General features: G+C 43.8%; 16 protein-coding genes and 1 pseudogene. 8 read left to right on the forward strand and 9 right to left on the reverse strand.

The window, feature by feature from the left end; genetic code table 11:
• Positions 1–13 precede the first annotated feature (13 nt).
• Positions 14–718, reverse strand: coding sequence for a DUF429 domain-containing protein (locus tag M8E35_RS12035; RefSeq protein WP_252469338.1), 705 nt, complete (start codon positions 716–718; stop codon positions 14–16).
• 381 nt (positions 719–1,099) lie between these two features.
• Between M8E35_RS12035 and M8E35_RS12040 the strand changes: the two genes are divergently transcribed.
• Both M8E35_RS12040 and M8E35_RS12045 read left to right on the forward strand, forming a co-directional pair.
• Entirely contained in the window at positions 1,100–1,297 is a 198-nt protein-coding gene (locus tag M8E35_RS12040; protein ID WP_252469340.1) for a hypothetical protein, read from the forward strand.
• Positions 1,281–1,730: a putative toxin-antitoxin system toxin component, PIN family gene (locus M8E35_RS12045; RefSeq protein WP_252469342.1), complete on the forward strand. Its 450-nt coding sequence runs from the start codon at positions 1,281–1,283 to the stop codon at positions 1,728–1,730. Before M8E35_RS12040 ends, M8E35_RS12045 begins: the two co-directional genes overlap by 17 nt.
• Positions 1,731–1,878: 148 nt before the next feature.
• Here the strand turns inward: M8E35_RS12045 and M8E35_RS12050 are convergent.
• Positions 1,879–2,139: pseudogene (locus M8E35_RS12050) on the reverse strand (helix-turn-helix domain-containing protein); the annotation flags it as partial.
• Between the two features lie 107 nt (positions 2,140–2,246).
• Here M8E35_RS12050 and M8E35_RS12055 point away from each other — a divergent pair.
• Both M8E35_RS12055 and M8E35_RS12060 read left to right on the forward strand, forming a co-directional pair.
• A complete protein-coding gene (locus tag M8E35_RS12055) occupies positions 2,247–2,465 on the forward strand; it encodes a helix-turn-helix domain-containing protein (RefSeq protein WP_252469345.1) in 219 nt (72 codons plus the stop codon).
• On the forward strand, positions 2,458–2,676 hold the full coding sequence (locus M8E35_RS12060; protein ID WP_252469346.1) for a hypothetical protein: 219 nt from the start codon (positions 2,458–2,460) through the stop codon (positions 2,674–2,676). The genes M8E35_RS12055 and M8E35_RS12060 overlap by 8 nt, the downstream gene beginning before the upstream one ends.
• A 453-nt stretch (positions 2,677–3,129) precedes the next feature.
• Here M8E35_RS12060 and M8E35_RS12065 read toward each other — a convergent pair whose 3' ends face one another.
• The 5 genes from M8E35_RS12065 to M8E35_RS12085 all read right to left on the reverse strand — a co-directional run bounded on the left by M8E35_RS12065 (position 3,130) and on the right by M8E35_RS12085 (position 8,333).
• Complete coding sequence (locus M8E35_RS12065; protein WP_445012474.1) at positions 3,130–3,711, reverse strand: MATE family efflux transporter; 582 nt, start codon at positions 3,709–3,711, stop codon at positions 3,130–3,132.
• 192 nt (positions 3,712–3,903) lie between these two features.
• Complete coding sequence (locus tag M8E35_RS12070) at positions 3,904–4,476, reverse strand: MarR family winged helix-turn-helix transcriptional regulator (protein WP_252469347.1); 573 nt, start codon at positions 4,474–4,476, stop codon at positions 3,904–3,906.
• A gap of 165 nt (positions 4,477–4,641) precedes the next feature.
• Positions 4,642–6,384, reverse strand: coding sequence for a sigma-70 family RNA polymerase sigma factor (locus M8E35_RS12075; protein WP_252469348.1), 1,743 nt, complete (start codon positions 6,382–6,384; stop codon positions 4,642–4,644).
• Between the two features lie 309 nt (positions 6,385–6,693).
• Positions 6,694–6,882, reverse strand: coding sequence for a hypothetical protein (locus M8E35_RS12080; RefSeq protein WP_252469349.1), 189 nt, complete (start codon positions 6,880–6,882; stop codon positions 6,694–6,696).
• An 89-nt stretch (positions 6,883–6,971) separates the two neighbouring features.
• On the reverse strand, positions 6,972–8,333 hold the full coding sequence (locus tag M8E35_RS12085; protein WP_252469350.1) for a DUF4830 domain-containing protein: 1,362 nt from the start codon (positions 8,331–8,333) through the stop codon (positions 6,972–6,974).
• Positions 8,334–8,918: 585 nt separating this feature from the next.
• Here M8E35_RS12085 and M8E35_RS12090 point away from each other — a divergent pair.
• Positions 8,919–11,084: an ATP-dependent helicase gene (locus M8E35_RS12090; RefSeq protein ID WP_252469352.1), complete on the forward strand. Its 2,166-nt coding sequence runs from the start codon at positions 8,919–8,921 to the stop codon at positions 11,082–11,084.
• Between the two features lie 385 nt (positions 11,085–11,469).
• On the opposite strand, the gene M8E35_RS26930 is transcribed toward M8E35_RS12090, so the two are convergent.
• Positions 11,470–11,709 (reverse strand): PhzF family phenazine biosynthesis protein, encoded by a 240-nt coding sequence (locus tag M8E35_RS26930; protein ID WP_373887443.1) that lies wholly within the window; start codon positions 11,707–11,709, stop codon positions 11,470–11,472.
• On the reverse strand, positions 11,625–12,341 hold the full coding sequence (locus M8E35_RS12095; protein WP_252469354.1) for a DUF5131 family protein: 717 nt from the start codon (positions 12,339–12,341) through the stop codon (positions 11,625–11,627). Before M8E35_RS12095 ends, M8E35_RS26930 begins: the two co-directional genes overlap by 85 nt.
• A 533-nt stretch (positions 12,342–12,874) precedes the next feature.
• On the opposite strand from M8E35_RS12095, the gene M8E35_RS12100 reads away from it, so the two are divergent.
• From M8E35_RS12100 to M8E35_RS12110, 3 genes are all read left to right on the forward strand, one after another.
• A complete protein-coding gene (locus M8E35_RS12100) occupies positions 12,875–13,261 on the forward strand; it encodes a 3'-5' exonuclease (protein WP_373887444.1) in 387 nt (128 codons plus the stop codon).
• A 322-nt stretch (positions 13,262–13,583) separates the two neighbouring features.
• Positions 13,584–15,227 (forward strand): sigma-54-dependent Fis family transcriptional regulator, encoded by a 1,644-nt coding sequence (locus M8E35_RS12105; RefSeq protein ID WP_252469356.1) that lies wholly within the window; start codon positions 13,584–13,586, stop codon positions 15,225–15,227.
• A 354-nt stretch (positions 15,228–15,581) separates the two neighbouring features.
• The gene (locus M8E35_RS12110) at positions 15,582–17,612 is read left to right on the forward strand and encodes an anaerobic carbon-monoxide dehydrogenase catalytic subunit (protein WP_252469359.1); all 2,031 of its coding nucleotides are present in this window, start codon (positions 15,582–15,584) and stop codon (positions 17,610–17,612) included.
• The last annotated feature ends 28 nt before the right edge of the window (positions 17,613–17,640 follow it).

Consider the following 17,640-nt stretch of genomic DNA (forward strand, 5'->3'; position numbering starts at 1 on the left):
CACACGAATAGCATTAAGTCCGCAATTCTGGCCCTAACAATCGCCCACATTTGACTTTTACCCTCTCTGATCTGCCGTCACGGACTCCATTCTCGTCAATTATTGGGATGGTAATGAACCCATCCTGATCATCCCCGAAAACCTTCCCTTTATGATTGGCCAGCCAATAAGCGGCGTAAGCACATAAAAAAGCATCCAGCTTGTCCTCAAGGTTCTTATACCTCTTCTTTGGCAATGCTTGAATGCTCGATGAATGATTGAAGAAATCTTCTATATTATGGACGGGGGGATTGAAATCACTCAACCTTTTTAAAAGGTTAATGCTCCGGCCCATCTCAGTTTTAGTTGTTTCAAATTTAACCTTATGTTTGATTTTATATTTAATGGGAAAAGCATCGGGAAAAAGGCCTAAAGTTATTCCCGTGGGAAAGGTTTCGATAATCACGTGCTTTTTATTGGTTAGGTCACCCGTGAGAGAAAAAGCTGGCATCCGCTTTCTAATGGCTTTTACGACCTCTTCTCCTCTAACTACTCCGAAGTGGTTTAGCATAAAGCTTTTACTGCAGGTGAAAACGGACAGATTTTTACCATGAATTTTTTCTCTCATAATAGCTCCGTCACAGTATCTGGCACCTGTTTCGTTATTCACGATTAAAGGAGCATCAATCCCAACGATTGCTCCTTCCCAGGCATGCTCTTCAACGATTGCCGCAATCATTTCGTCGCTGAAAACCTTGGACTCACAATAGACGATTCTCCATTGTCAGCGATCACACAAATTCCCGATTCATTGGCATAGGTTCACGCTAAGTCGATACCGATATAATTCATTCATTAACCCCCAAAAACCCCTGGCTTTAAATCTATCCTCAAGCGAATCCGGTCTTATGGACAACGTTTGACGTATATTTTCTTTTTCGCCGAACTTCCTGCTTTTCCTTCTACTAATCACCAAATATTTCAAAAACTATGCCAAGGGGCGCCCGTCAGTCTTAAAATCTGATGGGCGCCCTTTTTATTTTCAAGCAATTTTTGTCACCTTCTAGCTGGATGAAAATGGGCATACTATATTGAACAACAGTTTGGAAGGTGATAAGATATGGACAAAGAAAACGCTGAAATCGGTAAGGAGGAGGAAGAAAACATGGCAATTTCAACAGCTAATAAATCACAAGTTAAACTTCCGCCTATGGATAGAATGAAGCAAATGGCTCAAGAAGCTATGCAAAAAAAGGGACTTACTGAAAAAGATATTAGAAAATCGATTGGAATAAAGAGGTATGAAAAAGAAGATTAGGGTTGTAGTTGATACAAATATCTTTATTAATTCGTGGTTTTCTAATAAGCACTTATACTGTGATGCAGTCATTGATTTGATCAGCAGAAACAAAGTTCAATTGCTTTTTTCTCAGGAAACAATTGGCGAATTATTTTATATTATAAAAAATATTGTTTTACATTTATTTGATGATAAAAAAGAAAGACTTGAATATCTATATAATCTTTCGTATATTTTTCTTGATGCAATTTCAGTTAATACTTTAGAGATTGAGTGCCCTAAGCTCAATGATCCATTTGATGAGATGTTTCTAAAAACAGCTATCAAAGGTGAAGCCGATTTTATTGTAAGTAATGACTTTAGAAGTGGTATTCATAATATTCAAATAGAAGGATTAAGAATTCTTTCTGCTGAAGATTTTGTATCTGTCTATGAAGGATTAGTAAAATAATCAGGGATTTGAAGGGAAAGGCCTCTACCAAGGGGTCTTTTGAATTTTCTTTTTGAGTTTTATAGCGATTATAAAAAGGCTAACGCGAGATAACAAAAGCTGTCTCGCGTTACTTCATTTTCTATGCTCAATCGTGATAATTAAAAATCTAATCCTTACTCATCGATTCCAGCAACTTCTGAAGATATTCTATTTGTTCCGGCGAAAGCTTTCTGGCTGTGTCCACCAGACAGCGAAATTCCGGCTCAAGCTGCGGGCGTTCCTCGGCAAAAAATTCTGTAAGCGTAATATTGAGTGCCAAACATATCTTTTCGATGGTAATAGCGTTTGGTGATTTTTTCCCAGCTTCTATATCGCTAATCGTAGTTTGCCCAATCTCCGCAATATTGGCCAAATCTTTTTGACTTAACTTATTCTTTTTTCATAATTCCAAAAATTTAGAGCCATAATCGATTCCCATTATTTCACTCCTATCGCTAAAGCAATTATAATTGTTGATAAAAGAAAGTATGCTGTATGCAAAATCTAAACTATTTTCGAACCAAACAAAAATTGTCTCAGGCTGAGCTTTCCAGACGCTCGAGTGTTTCCCAAACCTATATTTCTGAACTGGAAGCCAACAGAAAACAGCCTACCTATCCTATCCTGAAGAAACTTGCTGCCGCTCTCGGTGTTAGTATTGCCGAATTGATTGGAGAACAATCCCCTGAACAGCGGGAGGAAAACGATGTCTAGACAAAGCCTCAGTGATTTTGAGATTGGCTATGAATATGTCCGCAAGCGCTATTCGATTTTGGCCAAACATAGCTCTAAACAATTATGGGAACTGGGAACTGCTTATCTGCAGGCAAGGGGGGCCAACGCCGAGCTTTCCCGAGGCATGGGCTTCTATTTCCTGGAGTTAGGCATTAAAATCCGCCTTGCTGAGATTATCCCGGACAATTAGAAAACTTATAGTGCAGCTGCCGGGCGAGCGCCTCATAAATACAAGGAAATAAGGGCTATCATCAATAATAAAAGTTAAATTCGTTTGGATTTCTTGTATAATACATATAGCGAAGCGAAGCAGAAAGATTATAAAAACAGGAAAGAGTAAGCGAGGATGTTTGAATTTTTCTGTCCAAAGTGTAAAAATACTTTATTTAGTGCAAGTGATCATCCCCTTGAAGAGAAGATCTACTGCTCAATTTGCAACACTTATCTTGATAATCCATATTACAAGAAACCATCTAATTAGCAAAACATTCCTCTAAAATTCCGGATTAATCCGGGGTTTTACTATTTATTTACCTTACAGTTCAATTTCCTTCTGACCAAGATTTAACTTTTCATCCCAAGAAGGATGAGCACCTGAGTAAGGTCAAATTCGTCACCAGTGTCGAATTTGGATGAAAATTCTTTATGAGTAGGCGAGATTAATTCTCTTCCAGATTCCCAGAAACAGAATAAGCCCTACCAGACAGGTGAGTCCTTCTGAAATTGTATTAGCCCAAATAACGCCATTGACAGCAAATAACAAATTTCCAAAAATCAAAATGGGAATAAGTATAACACCCCTTAGAGAGGACATAACCGTGGATTGTACACCTGTGCCAAAGGCTTGAAAGATACCTGTAAAAAGTGCAGATAGACCGGCAAATATGGTCGAGCAATCCCCCTTTGCTCCCAAAATCTGCAAGAGGGGAGATAGCAAAGGCAGACATAACGCCATAAAGATGATCCCTGTGAGGATTGATGACCAAAAGTTTATGGAACAAACTTTTTTGGCACTTTCCGAATTACCTTCGCCTAAAAGTCTTGATACATAAGTTCCTGCACCCACTCCGAACAGGTGGCCTAGGGCCATTAATATGCATGAAAATGCCAATGCCAGAGTAACTGACGCCATCATCGCTGTGTTGTCAAGCTTTCCAATAAAAAAGGCATCCGTAATATTGTAGATAATTGTAACAATAAAACTCAGCATCATAGGAATAACCATGTGCATAATTGCTTTGGAAACGGTTCCTTTTACAGATAGTCGAGTGATGCTTAATCCATTTTTTCAATGTTTTCCATATTAAAATCCTCCCTTTGCATAGGAAATGCTCAAAATTGGCGCAAAAAAATAAGGCACTGTTACTAGAGGTTGCCGCAGTGCCTTCAGATCGTGCTGCTTTACTACTGATAATTTTTATTCAGGTTTATCTGGGTATGAGCCAGGGCGTCGTCCATGTCCCATTCCGCGCCGAGGACCAAACTGAAAAGGTTGATCAAATGGATTTCCTCCACGTAAGCGCGGGTCGAAACTAAATTCAGGTTCTTCATCCCCAAGTTGAGTTTCCAGGGTTTTGATAATACGGTCAAGAAAGCCGCTCATGGTCTTTTGTTCTTCTTCACTCAGGCATTCAAACAACTTGTCAAAGCTGAATTCTTGCTCAGTTGATTCAGTTGCCTCAATTCCCTCTTTTGTAAGCTTAATATTCATAACCCGGCGGTCCGTTTCCGATTGTTCGCGAGTAATATACCCGCTTTTCTCCAGCTTAGAAAGAAGTTCTCCTAAGGATTGCGGTCTCATATCCAGCAGGTAGGATAAGTCTTTTTGGCTAATTTCCGGCTGCATCTTAAGAATTCCTAAAACTCTACCCTGCCCTCTGCGGGGATCTCCCATTGGGCCAAAATGCCTGTGGTTTTGTTGATGGTACCTGTGAAGCAGCCATTCAACCCGTGTAAGTTGCATAATCAAGTCAAAGTTCTTTTCCACCATTTATATCTCTCCTTTTTAGTGATGTCATATTTCTTATAAGGTACCTTATGATTTTATTCTACAGGTACCTTAGTTTTTTGTCAACGTTTTTTAAAGGTACCTTATAATAAAGAGAAACAAAAAAAGGAACACTCCAGGTGACTTACCCGAAGTGTATCCATAAGTTTACGCTATATGTTTTAACTCTGCCTGTGTCAATTTTCCGGGGATTTTGAGCAACTCATCCTTTTCAAGCTGCCCGCCGCAGGAATAAGAGTAACCATTGTCCTGCCAATCGAGCATGTATTTGACACCCGCCAATTCGATCTTGGTGAGTCCTCCGGTTGCTTTCCTGCCATCAAATTCAATTTCTACGGGTGACCTGCTAGCATTCGGAGGCAGATTAGTATGCGGCACCGGCCCTTGGGTGACAATCAACAACGGGTTCTGCTCACCGAGGACGGAATACATACTGAGCAGAGCACCTTTACCCTCTTTTACTTCAATCCATTGGTGTTTGATCTTATAATTCTGACCAGGCAAAATATATGGTGCTTGATGGAAACGCTCTGCTGCCTCAGTCAGCGTTATATCCTGAGGAAGATTGAGGACTTGAGTGTTTTCCTCCTCAATGGTTACCCCTTCAGGAAGATCCAGTTCAAACAGGGAATCAGGCAGTCCCTGATTGAGGCGAAGCTCCCTCACTTCCCGGCGGTTTACCAGCTCCCCTTTGACATTATAATATTCCGTTCGTATTGGCATCCAGGTTTCTTTATCCATCCAGTGATGAGTATTCATTTCCCCCAGCCCGGGAACTTGTTCACTGAATTGTACATGAAGAACCGGTCGACCTTGCAGGTATTCCGTACCTAAGATCCGGCTGGATTTATTCTCGGCCATCGCCTTGAGGCTGTCCGGGAAATTAAAGTTGCCACGTTCTCTGTATTCCTGGCTTAAGATAAGTTTTCTGACTTGGCGCTTATCGGCAAGCCAACTCAGCATAATTCCGTCTTTCATAATTACCGTTATGGGCCCGGTTGCCGCATTGTCCCCGTCTGTCCGATAGCAATCAGGCTTCTTGAACCAGATATGGGAGGTCATGGTGGTCGGCTTCCCTTGCTCAAAGAAAGTAGCATCCACGATTTCCTCGTAATCCTCTGTTTTCTCTATCACTGCCTGCACCTTATCTTTAATCTCGGTTACGGAAAGGGTTATTTTTCCGGTCAGTGAATGCAAGAATGTCAAAAAGTCCTTCTGCTTTTTCATCTCCTGTTGCCATGCAGGGTTTTGCGACAGTTCTTGTTCAAAGGAATTTCTGGCCGCTGCCTCCATGGTTCCTTCCAAATAGTCACAAATTCGGTCCTTTATATCGGATGGCTCTATCGTCATGTCTACTCGCTCCTTTGGCTTTTTTCTATACTGTTTCAGTGTCTCCTGCAGACGGGCCCGGGCCCGGAATAACCGCGACTTGACCGTTCCCAGCGGAAGATTGTATTCTTCTGCAGCTTCCTGTAAGTTTAATCCTCTTAGATCAATATCAAGCAGGATTTGCTGTTGTTCTAGAGGAAGCCTTTTAATTGCCTGCCCCAATTCCAACTTCAGCGTGACAGCATCCTCGACAGGCAGTTCCCCGGTGTTCAGCAGTTCCGCTGTCATCCCCGGCATTACCCTGCTGCTAAAGCGCAGCAACAGGTATACTTCGTTGGTTAATATCCGCCGCCACCAGCCGTTAAAAGCGCCTTCATCTTTCAAGCCTGACAGGTTATTAAAAACCTTAAGCATAGTGTTTTGTACGGCGTCCTGAGCCAGATCTTTATCTCTCAGCAAGCAGAAAGCCTGTTTGGAAGCCTGGGGATAGATTTCCCGGATTAATACTTCCCAAGCTTCAAGGTCACCCTGTCGAGCCCTTCCAATCAGATCTTTTTTCACGCTTTAATCCTCACCTCAACTATTTCAATTCGAAATGCATTTCACTACTTAGGATTCATAATAGGGTTCAAAAGTTCCACTGATTTTAAATATTATCATGAGCCTAGTCTAGGCATTTTTATTTATCTTCTATATTTGTATATAACAAAGGACCCATATGTGGGCTGGTTGCATATTTTACAATTCATGGGTATAATATAAGAAAAGGACTGACATGTTGCAAGCACGCCAGCCCGGCAGATTGTCTAACCGTAGGGTTAGCCCGAATTAGAGGTTATAAGAAATAACCGCAATCCTTGGCGGGGGCGGTTATTTCTTCTTTATGATCAAAACAACGAGTGTTGCAAATGCAATCATGAGATACATCGCCTCAACCATTGAGATCATCCTACCACCCCCTTTCTGAAGGGTGTGGCTAACCGTCCCTCGACAACCTGTTACAGATATTATAGCATAATCTTCCAGACAATAAGATGTAACTTTTCCCTGATTATTCACAGAGTTCAGGCCGCCTCACAAAACGAGGCGGCCTGATTTGTTCCGCTGCCAAAGATTAAACTTAAAGGATTCTGTTCCTCACAGCGATGCTAAGGTCCTGTTCCTTCACTATCAATCCTCCAACCGCTTTTATCCGATTCCTTTTTCAGAATAATAAATCTGGTTTGCTTTCCGCTGTTTGAAGTAATCTCTTTTTTAAATTTGAAATCTATTGTTGCTGCATACTCCACAGCCCCCTTTGGATTACCCAAGCCGCTTACTTCTCGCAAACTAATAAATTTTGCTGATTTTACATTCTGTTCTTCATCCGTATAGACATTATTATAACCAGCGTTCATTAGCAGATTATTATCCATGTTTGTAGCCAAATAATTACATAGATTCTGTCGAGTCAAACAGGCAAACTGCATTTTTTGATCATGGCTATTCATAGCTTTATAATATTGTTTTATGATGTCCTCTGGTTTCATTTTAGATAATTCTATTTCTAGTTCATTATTATAATTGATATAGTCACTAATCCAATGATCCCATTCTTTATTGGTAATATCATTTAAGCTTTTTCTATCAAGTGAGCAGGCAAAGCAGTCGTGTCTCCCCGCATCAATATATGCTCCAACGATTTTATTATTGTATTTCAAAACGATTCCTCGTGAATTCATTCTTGGATTCATATACTCAGGCAAGGGCTCCCTAAGCCTGTAAATATCGACCTCTACTTCCTTCCCTAGGTATTCACTATAGTCCAGGCCGATATTTTTAGAAAGTTCATTATTGTAAGCCCAGTATATCTTGACAGGATACTCTCCCGCATCGTGTTTCAGGTTAGACGGGAGTGTCACATTCATTGTGTTGACTCGATAGTCAATCGTCCAATTATATTTTTCAAATAATTCTTCAACCTGATTATTTATGTTTGGATCAAACTGTCTATATTCAGTAAAGTCCTTAATGTACCTGAAAAAACTAAAACCAGGGTCATACTTGTGATCATCAATTTCCAAATACCCCACTGCAAAGGCCGGGTCATCAAAGGCAAATTTGATTTCTTTTTTACTCCCATTTCCTGCTACAAGTATCAAACTATTGTTCTTTGTTGCCATACCACTCATCTTATTAATTTTTGATTCGTCCTTTATTAATTGGCTTTTGCCAATCATCGTTAAAATATCCGATAGCATTTTGTTATCTTCGATTTTTGCTTTATATGTACCAAACATACCCTCAGCGTCAAAATTGACATCTATCTCAACTGTATTCTTATATATTTCATCAAAATTGGGTACAGCAGAATTTTCTATCTCGTTGATTTTTTTCTGCGCTGTCTGATTTACAATTGATATTTTCTCATTCTTTATGTTTGTTTCTTGTGAGCTCTTTTCTTGAGAGCAACCCGTTAAAGTAAAAACCATACTAATAATAATCCACACTGTAAAAACTTTTTTAAGCATTACACACCTCATTTAGCATAATAAATTTAGGAATTTCAGCCAAACTAAGTTCCTCGGCCGAGCTCAAGCCATTGGTATCCTGATTTACTGTTGAAGATTCGGAGTCCCATTATACTTACTTTTTTCGCTGAACTTCTCACTTTCCCTTCCAGAGATCACCAAATATTTTAAAACAATACTAAAAGGGCGCCAAGCAGTCAATAGATATGCTTGGCACCCTTTCAAGCTGTAAGTCTTATAGCTTGAACATCCTTCTAATTTCTTGTGCAATCATCTAACTTCCAGAACGATTTAAACGTTCTGGCTTTTTATTCCGGACACATCGTCGAAGCTGAATCAAACGCCGGGAGCACTGGGGAGTAGCGCACTGCTCTATTTTTATAAAAGCTAATAACCGTACCCATATTGAGAAGAAAAGCAGGCTGAAGACCTTCAAGCAAAGGGTTTAAGTTATGGATGGATTTAACAAAGTAATGTATAATAAAAATAACAAACGCATGTTCGATGCAAGCTTAATTTTGTATGCTTGCAACGGTTAAACAAACCTATTATTGAATTAAGTTAAAGAAAGTGGTGACTAACAGGATGACTGACATCTTGGCGGGACTTAATGAACAGCAGCGACAGGCAGTAACTGCCACGGAGGGCTTCATTCGCGTGATTGCGGGTGCGGGGTCAGGTAAGACCCGCGCGCTGTCGCATCGGTTTGCCTATCTTGTCAATGAGATTGGCATTATGCCGTCCAACATCCTCTGCGTCACATTTACCAATAAATCCGCCCATGAGATGAAGCATCGCATCCGCCGGCTCTGTGGGGACAACGATACCGGCTATATCAGCACGTTCCACAGCTTCTGTGTGACTGTTTTGCAGGAGGACATCAACGCTGTCCACTATCCGAAAAGCTTTCTTGTTCTTGACAATTCTGATATAAACGACATGCTGAAGGTCATTTATGAAGAACGGGGCCTCACCTTGCGGCACATGACCTTCTCTAAAGCGAGAGACATGATCGAAATCCGCAAGTTGTTTAAAGATCCGGAGTACTACAAATTTATGGTCTCTCTTTCCCTTGAAGCGCTCCATCTCAAATATCTGAATGCCCTAGAAGCGGAGGACATCATCTTCTGGGGATACCTGTATCAAGAAAAGAAATGTTTCGGACTCGACTACAACGACCTAATTAAATATGTACTCCACATCTTCAGCGTGGACGCAGGGATCCGGCTGAAGTGGCAGCAGCGGCTGGAATACATCATGATCGACGAGTATCAAGATATTGACGAGCTGCAGTATCGGCTGATGAAGGTGCTGTGTGATTATCACAAAAACCTTTTTATCGTAGGCGACCCGGATCAGACGATCTACACCTGGCGCGGTGCCAAGCTGAAATATTTACTGGACTTTGACCAAGAATTCCCACAGGTCCGCACCATCATGATGATGGAGAATTATCGCTCAACACCGCAGATTCTCGCTGCTGCAAATTCTTTAATCGGAAACAACAAAAACCGCATCAACAAGGTCTTGCTTCCTATGCTACCGGGCGGGGTTCCGGTTGTTTACCATCATGCCAAAACAGCGGAGGCGGAGGCCAGATGGATTGCGCTTCAAATCCATGAACTGGTTGCTCAGGGCGTAAAGTTGAGTGACGTGACAATCCTTTATCGCGCCCATTTCATCTCCCGTACGCTGGAGGAGGTATTTCTGAAAGAAAAACTCCCCTACACCATCTATAGTGGCGTACAATTTTTTGGCCGGATGGAGATTAAGGATACTCTCTCTTATCTCCGGCTCATTGTCTATAAGGACGACCTGTCCTTCCTGCGGGTAGCTAACGTGCCGAAACGCAATATCGGCCTGCGGCGCATGAAATTTTTAAAAGATTATGCAGCCCAAAATCACTGCTCCCTTTACAGCGCTCTCGAAAGAACCATCGACCATGAAATTTTCAAGGGCACGAAGGCCAAGGGGTTTCTCGATTTAATCGAGGGTTTTTCCGCAGGTTATCAGAATGTGCCGGTTTCCGACTTGTTCAATTCGCTCCTTGACCAAAGCGGCTATGAGGCAATGCTCCGGACAGAAGGAAGTCAGGAGCGGCTGGACAATTTAGCAGAGCTCAAACAATCGGTTTATGAATACGAGATCACAAGCGGAGAGGAAAACACCTTAGAAAACTATTTGTCTCATATTGGGCTGCTGACAAATACGGATACAGCTTACACCAAAAATACGGTTAAACTGATGACCATACATACGGCAAAGGGCCTGGAGTTTCCCTATGTGTTTCTTTGCGGTCTTGGGGAAGGCGTGTTCCCATCAAAAAAGACCGCGACGCTTGAAGCTATGGAAGAAGAGCGGCGGCTTGCCTTTGTCGCCTTCACCCGTGCGGAAAAAGCTTTATACCTGACTGATGCGGAGGGACGGAACTTGGACGGCTCCTATCGGTATCCCTCCCGTTTCATTTTCAATGTAGACAAGGACCTGCTTGTTTACACGGCAGAACTTGATGAAGGTCTGGTCAAGGAATCAAATTGGCATATCGGCAGCAGCGAGAAGCTAATAGAAGCGAAATCTTCTGAGTTTACTTTTCGACCCGGCGACCGTATCGTGCACGGCATCATGGGTGCCGGCGAAGTAATCGGAATCAACCGTGACAAAGCTGCCTACTTAATCAAGTTCGACGACCTTGGGACGGTGAGGAACATAAGCCTGAGAGCCAAAATCGAAGCGGAAAACGGGAGAAATTAGTAACTTTGAAAACACTCCCTCTTTTTTATACTCCCTGATTTATGAAGGATTAGTAAAATAATCATGATTTGAGATAACACATATTATTAAATGCGTCAGATCGCGTTTTACAACGATTTTTAAAAGAGTAACGCGAGACAAAAGTTGTCTCGCGTTGCTTCATTTTTCTATGCTCAATATTAGTCACTATTTCGTTTTACTGCCCGATACTGCTGTCGTAAAAATTTCAAGCATAATACGTCACCTCATCAGATAACCACACCATATTTTATTAGGCAGGTCTTTCCATTCTCTTAAAAACTTCTCAAAGAGTTCAGAATATGGAGCCAAGCCCCTTACTAAGGTGCTATTATTTCAATCGCTCTGTTCAGCAAATTAAGACCTCCTAAAACATTTCCCTCGAAATATTTTGCATCCATTCGTCAGTAACCTGCTGGGGCAAAAAACACACCTCAGCATGATTACCATAGTATGGTTTATCTGCAAAAGCGTGCATGTTGATTTGTGTACTTTTATTGGGATCGGGAGCAGCATTGTCAGTTATTTGGCCCCGATTTCCGGCATAGCATCCCAGGTTTTCCCAAGCAATAACCGTCCATTTTTCTTCTTGTTTATCCCACCCCATTGTTTGAAATAAAAGCTAACACCTTGTTGATCACATTCATTCTTGATAGATAATACCCACTCAGGGTCCATCCTTCGAGACTTAAACCCACTTTCTCCACCAACAATCGCCCAGTCCACGCCCGTTAAATCAAGGTTTTTAACCTCATCTATTAGCGGTTCAAAGGAAATAAATCGAACCTTCGCATTCACTTTCCTCAAGGAATCAATGCGGTATTTATATTGATCACTTTCAACGGTTACCCCTTGCCAGATGTTAGGGCTCCAATTCAGATAAGGAGCCAGTTCTTCAAGTCGTTCTGCTCTCTTCGTTAGAACTTGGAAGGTATGCCAGGATGCTTTGTTCATAATCCCAAAAATCTTTTGGATAAAATCTAAAGGGATGTCTTCATGGAACAGATCCGACATGGAATTTACGAAGATTAGAGAAGGCTTTTTCCACTTTAAAGGATCAGTCAGGCAGTATTCGTGGAGTGTAACCTCAAATCCATTATCATATTTCTTATTTCCCATTAACTTTAGACGTTGCGCCATGACAGCAGCATAACAGTTTTTACATCCATCAGATATCTTCGTACAACCGGTAACTGGGTTCCAAGTATTTTCTGTCCATTCAATTTTCGATTTTGACATTTTTATCGCCTCGTTTATAAATTACTATTTAAGTGTGTGTTAAAATGTGGTCCACAGCTTTTAGAGAAAGATTTATTGCAGAAGATGATGGATTGCTTACAGGTCCACGGTCCACCAAATGCTTGCACCTTATCCCCTCCATTTTAAGAACATTTGTTCTATTACCATTCTAATCCATATAATAGATTGTTACAATAGGGAACCCAAAATATTCCACAGATAAATTCCATAACCAAATTCCACTTAACCATTCACCTAATACTACTTCTTCTCCGCAAGCGAAGCCGAATGCGTTCATCTATACCCTGGTCGGCGGAATCACCACCAAAGTCCTCTCCCTCTCCTAAATCCCGTTAGTCTTTTTTCCTAAAATGGAGACCATTTTCTTTTAGATTGGGGTTTTTCGATTTAATCGAACATTTTTCCGCAGGCTATCAGAATGTGCCGATTTCCGACTTGTTCAATTCGCTCCTTGACCAAAGCGGCTATGAGGCAATGCTCCGGACGGAAGAAGTCAGAAGCGGTTAGACAATTTGGCAGAGCTCAAACAATCAGTTTATGAATACGAGACCACAAGCGGAGAGGAAAACACCTTAGAAAACTATTTGTCTCATATAGGGCTTCTGACAAATACTGATACAGCTTCCAACAAAAATACGGTTAAACTGATGACCATCCATACGGCGAAGGGCCTGGAGTTTCCCTATGTGTTTCTTTGCGGTCTTGGGGAAGGCGTGTTCCCCTCCAAAAAGACCGCGACGCTTGAAGCCATGGAAGAAGAGCGGCGGCTGGCCTTTGTCGCCTTCACCCGTGGGGAAAAAGCTTTGTACCTGACAGATGCGGAGGGACGGAACTTGGACGGCTCCTATCGGTATTACCACCGCGCGGATCTTGGACATCTCCGTTATAACGCGGGATGACATGTGCAGGTTAAATTCGCCACTCCACATGGCTTCTTGAATTTTTGCTTCAGAAGGGAGTTTCCAGTTGACTTTTGGGCAGGAATTAAAGACAAAAAATAGAAATAGGCTAGTGTTCCTATTTATTATTAGTAAAGCACACTCCAACTAAGGGTTATAAAGAGATACAGATACAATAATATTTTGTGGGTTTTCTAATATTTTTTTTGGAAAACACCACCAAATAGGAACGTTGGTAAAGGATTGAGAGGTCATCACAATATATTGTCCGAGCTCCCATCATAAAAAATGCAAATTCCTAAAAAAATCGCCGAGGTGCCCTATGACTCAAAATAAATTCAATTTGGATTTCGAAAGCTTTCAGCTATTGCTTCTAGAGATGGCGCAGCAGCGTTCGGTCGATGAATTGCTACAATTGGTTACATCATCTCTGGCATCGAACTGTAACGTGGCCCTGGCCAGGGTCTGGATGATCACCCCTGGGGATATTTGCGACACCTGCAATGAGTACGCAGCCTGCCAGGACAAAAGCCGCTGCCTCCACCTGATGGCTAGCCGCGGGCTCTCCATAGACAACAAAACCACCTGGAACACCATCGAACACGGTGCCTTTAGCCGCTTCCCCATGGGAGTACGCAAGGTAGGCCGGATTGCATCATCGGGCCAGCCCGGCAACATCCCAGCCATTAGCGGCAACTCTGACTGGATTGCCGACAGGGCCTGGGTGAAAAAGGAGCATATCGCCAGCTTCGTCGGCCAGCCGTTGATCTATAAAGGTGAAGTCCTTGGTGTTCTGGCAATGTTTACGCGCATCGCTCTAGATCAGGGAGCACTAGGGCTTATGCGTATGATTGCTGATCATTTGGCTTATGCCGTTTCCAATGCGCGAGCCTTTGCCGAGATCAAACGTCTCAAAAGGCAAATCGAGAATGAAAACGCTTATCTGCGCGAAGAAGTCAATATCGCCCAATCCTTCAACGGTATCATCGGTAAAAGCAACGCCCTCCATGAAATTCTACGGCAAATCGTTCTTGTTGCGCCCATCGACACCAGTGTGCTTATCACCGGGGAATCGGGCACAGGCAAGGAGCTCATCGCCAGGGAGATCCACGCTAGAAGCAAGCGGGTCGGGCATCCTATGATCAAAATTAATTGTGCCGCTATCCCCAAGAATCTTTTCGAGAGCGAATTCTTCGGGCATGCTCGGGGTGCTTTCACTGGAGCGCACAAGGATCGGGAGGGATTTTTTCAGATCGCCGACCGAGGAACGCTATTCTTAGACGAGGTCAGCGAGATCCCCCTCGAACTGCAGAGTAAGCTTCTGCGCGTCCTGCAAGAAGGTGAATACCAGCGCGTAGGCGAGGAAAAAGTCCGAAAAGTTGACGTGCGCATCATTTCCGCTACAAACCGCGATCTCGGGCGAGAGGTCACATCAGGACGCTTCCGTGAAGATCTTTACTACCGAGTTAATGTATTCCCCTTTCTTCTGCCTCCACTTCGTGACCGTAAGGACGACATACCGCTTTTGGTCAACCACTTTTTGGCTCTTACCTCTCGAAGACTTAACCGCCCAAAGCCTCTCCTCACCCAATCTGATATTGAGCTCCTGACACAATACGACTGGCCCGGTAATATCCGTGAACTACAAAATGTCATTGAGCGGGCGGTCATTACTTCTCATTTGGGGAAGCTGGACTCCGGTATTTCCTCCATAGCTCACTTGGGAGTCAGCGCCACTTCCCCCAGCGTCCACACCAAGGGTCAGATCGACAAGCGCGGCATCCTAACTGACGCCGAAATACGTCAATTGGAGAGAGAAAATATGATCGAGGCGCTTAGCGTCTGTAACGGTAAGATCTACGGGCCGAGAAGTGCAAGTGAGAAACTTGGGATAAAGCCGACCACTCTGATTTCGCGCTTGAAAATGATGGGGATCACTCTTGACGATTGGCACGGCCGCAGCTAGTCTTACACGCCCAAGCAAATCGGGTCTTGACATATCCTGGCACCATCTCGTCTACGGGAAAAGATTTAACCGCTCCTGCGCTTACAACGAAAACACAATGACAGCAACGAAATTTCGTTAATAAAAACGGACTATCGTTGCTGTCATTGTGTTCTTCCTTTTAAGAAACTTCGTATCCACCTCTCATTGTTGATTATTTTGATTATTCCCGCAACAAAGGACTCTGGCATATCGATTGCATTGTTGTAAACACAAAGGGGGGATCATGATGCCGCTGATTAAAATACCGGCATAGCAATTGTGACAGGGAACTTGTTCTAAATTGCAACCTTTAATTAAGAGAGGAGTAATCATATGGGAGACAAGAAACATTCACAAACGCATGGTGCTGACCATCACGATCACGATCACGATGACCACCACCACCATCATCATCACCACGATAACGATTTCACCGATTACATGGCAGCAGTTACGGAATATCGCAGGTCCTTTGCCAGCAAAGCTGACGTTATGTCCCAGGCTCCTGATCCCGCAGTGAGGGAAATGGTTGCCTATATGGATAGTATGGGCATTGAAAACTGTTTTGACCGTTTCGACAAACAAAAACCTCACTGCGCTTTTGGATTAGCCGGTGTCTGTTGCAAAAACTGCTCGCTCGGTCCTTGCAAGATAACTGAGAAGTCTCCACGGGGCACCTGCGGAGCGACTGCAGATCTCATCGTAGCGCGAAACATGGCCCGCGCGGCTGCTGGAGGTGTAGCAGCGCATGGGGCGCGCGCCCGTGAAGTCATGCTAACCCTGAAAAAGGCCGCCTCTGGAGAGATCGATCTCCCCATCGTGGGCAAAAACAAGGTGCTTGGCGCAGCCAACATGTACGGGCTTGAGACCGAAGGCAAAACCGTCGAAGCTTTGGCCGGTGAAATTGCGGATATTTTGCTCGAAGATATGAGCCGTACGGTGCCTGGCAAGCACCGAACCCTTACTGCAGTAGCCCCGCCCGAAAGACAGCAGGTATGGAACGATCTCGGGATAACTCCGATCAGCTCGTATCACGAGGTTTTTGAGACCTTGCACGCGACCACGGTCGCAACCCAAGGCGACTGGCGTAAAGCGATGGATCAGTTCCTGCGCTTAGGTATCACCTTTTCCATGAACAGCGTGGTGGGCGGCTCCATTGCCAGCGACTGTCTCTTCGGCATTCCCACGCGAAGCACCATCAAGGCGAACCTGGGGGCGCTGAAAAAAGACTTTGTTAATATAGCCATTCACGGTCATGCTCCTATGCTGGCCACGGAAGTCATCAAAACGGCCCGAACCGCTAAATTCGTCACCATGGCTAAGGAGGCCGGAGCCCAGGGTATCCAATTTTACGGAATCTGTTGTTCCGGCCTGTCAACCATGTACCGCCTTGGCGGGGTCATTCCGCTCTCCAACGCTAACGGCGCTGAGCTGGTAGTGGCCACAGGCGCGCTGGATCTTTGGCTGGCTGACATCCAAGAAGTTTTTCCGGGTATCATGGATGTCGCGAACTGCTTTAAGACTGTGGTTGTCACCACGAACGAATCCAACCGCCTGCCGGGGGCGGAACATATCGGTTACAAGCGAGATCTCTCCGACCTGAATCGACTTCCGGAACTAGCCGACAGAATTGTAACCCGCGCGATCGAAAGCTTCAAAAACCGCCTGGACGTAAAGAGACATATCCCTCCCTACGAAGTGGAAGCGGAAGTGGGATTCGGTCTGGAGTACCTCAGCGAATACTATGGCGGAAGCGTCAAGCCCATCGCCGATGCTCTTAAGGAGGGCAAAATTCTCGGCATCATTAACTTGGCTGGATGCACAAATACCCGCATCGTATTTGAAAAGGCCATCGTGGATGTTGCAGACATCTTGCTGAAGAATAACATTCTTATCTTTGCCAACGGTTGTGCCTCCTTTCCAATGGCAAAGCTCGGTTACTGCTCGGTCAAGGGACAGGATAAATGCGGAAATAGTTTGAAGGAATTTCTCGGTTCGGATATGCCCCCGGTCATGCATTTTGGCGAATGCATCGATAACGCTCATGCCGTCGGCACCTTCGCTACCATAGCTGGCCTGCTCGGCCATCCAATCAAAGATCTGCCCTTTGCTGAGGTGACGCCCGAATGGTCTAACGAGAAGGGCGTAGGCGCTGCCCTTGCTTTCCGTATGCTGGGGTTTGATTCCTACCATTGTGTTCATGCTCCGGTACAAGGTTCTAAAAAGGTGATGGATTTCCTTTACGGAGGCACAAGAGAACTGCTCGGTTCCTGCATGAACGTTGACCCGGACCCCGAAAAACTTGCCCAGATGATTATCTCAGACTTTAAGACTGCAAGAAAGAAGCTTGCGTGGGACGTTTAGCCCTCTCATTTCCAAGCCCAGGGAGGCC

The sequence above is a fragment of the Desulfosporosinus nitroreducens genome (assembly GCF_023897015.1).
Taxonomy (GTDB): domain Bacteria; phylum Bacillota; class Desulfitobacteriia; order Desulfitobacteriales; family Desulfitobacteriaceae; genus Desulfosporosinus; species Desulfosporosinus nitroreducens.

What these genes read in the sequence shown, in the direction of transcription:
- M8E35_RS12095 (WP_252469354.1), bottom strand. Translation starts at nt 12,341, where the DNA reads ATGTCAAAATCGAAAATTGAATGGACAGAAAATACTTGGAACCCAGTT.
- M8E35_RS12110 (WP_252469359.1), top strand. Translation starts at nt 15,582, where the DNA reads ATGGGAGACAAGAAACATTCACAAACGCATGGTGCTGACCATCACGAT.
- M8E35_RS12090 (WP_252469352.1), top strand. Translation starts at nt 8,919, where the DNA reads ATGACTGACATCTTGGCGGGACTTAATGAACAGCAGCGACAGGCAGTA.
- M8E35_RS12055 (WP_252469345.1), top strand. Translation starts at nt 2,247, where the DNA reads ATGCAAAATCTAAACTATTTTCGAACCAAACAAAAATTGTCTCAGGCT.
- M8E35_RS12065 (WP_445012474.1), bottom strand. Translation starts at nt 3,711, where the DNA reads ATGGTTATTCCTATGATGCTGAGTTTTATTGTTACAATTATCTACAAT.
- M8E35_RS26930 (WP_373887443.1), bottom strand. Translation starts at nt 11,709, where the DNA reads ATGGGGTGGGATAAACAAGAAGAAAAATGGACGGTTATTGCTTGGGAA.
- M8E35_RS12045 (WP_252469342.1), top strand. Translation starts at nt 1,281, where the DNA reads ATGAAAAAGAAGATTAGGGTTGTAGTTGATACAAATATCTTTATTAAT.
- M8E35_RS12070 (WP_252469347.1), bottom strand. Translation starts at nt 4,476, where the DNA reads ATGGTGGAAAAGAACTTTGACTTGATTATGCAACTTACACGGGTTGAA.
- M8E35_RS12060 (WP_252469346.1), top strand. Translation starts at nt 2,458, where the DNA reads ATGTCTAGACAAAGCCTCAGTGATTTTGAGATTGGCTATGAATATGTC.
- M8E35_RS12085 (WP_252469350.1), bottom strand. Translation starts at nt 8,333, where the DNA reads ATGCTTAAAAAAGTTTTTACAGTGTGGATTATTATTAGTATGGTTTTT.
- M8E35_RS12035 (WP_252469338.1), bottom strand. Translation starts at nt 718, where the DNA reads ATGATTGCGGCAATCGTTGAAGAGCATGCCTGGGAAGGAGCAATCGTT.
- M8E35_RS12040 (WP_252469340.1), top strand. Translation starts at nt 1,100, where the DNA reads ATGGACAAAGAAAACGCTGAAATCGGTAAGGAGGAGGAAGAAAACATG.
- M8E35_RS12105 (WP_252469356.1), top strand. Translation starts at nt 13,584, where the DNA reads ATGACTCAAAATAAATTCAATTTGGATTTCGAAAGCTTTCAGCTATTG.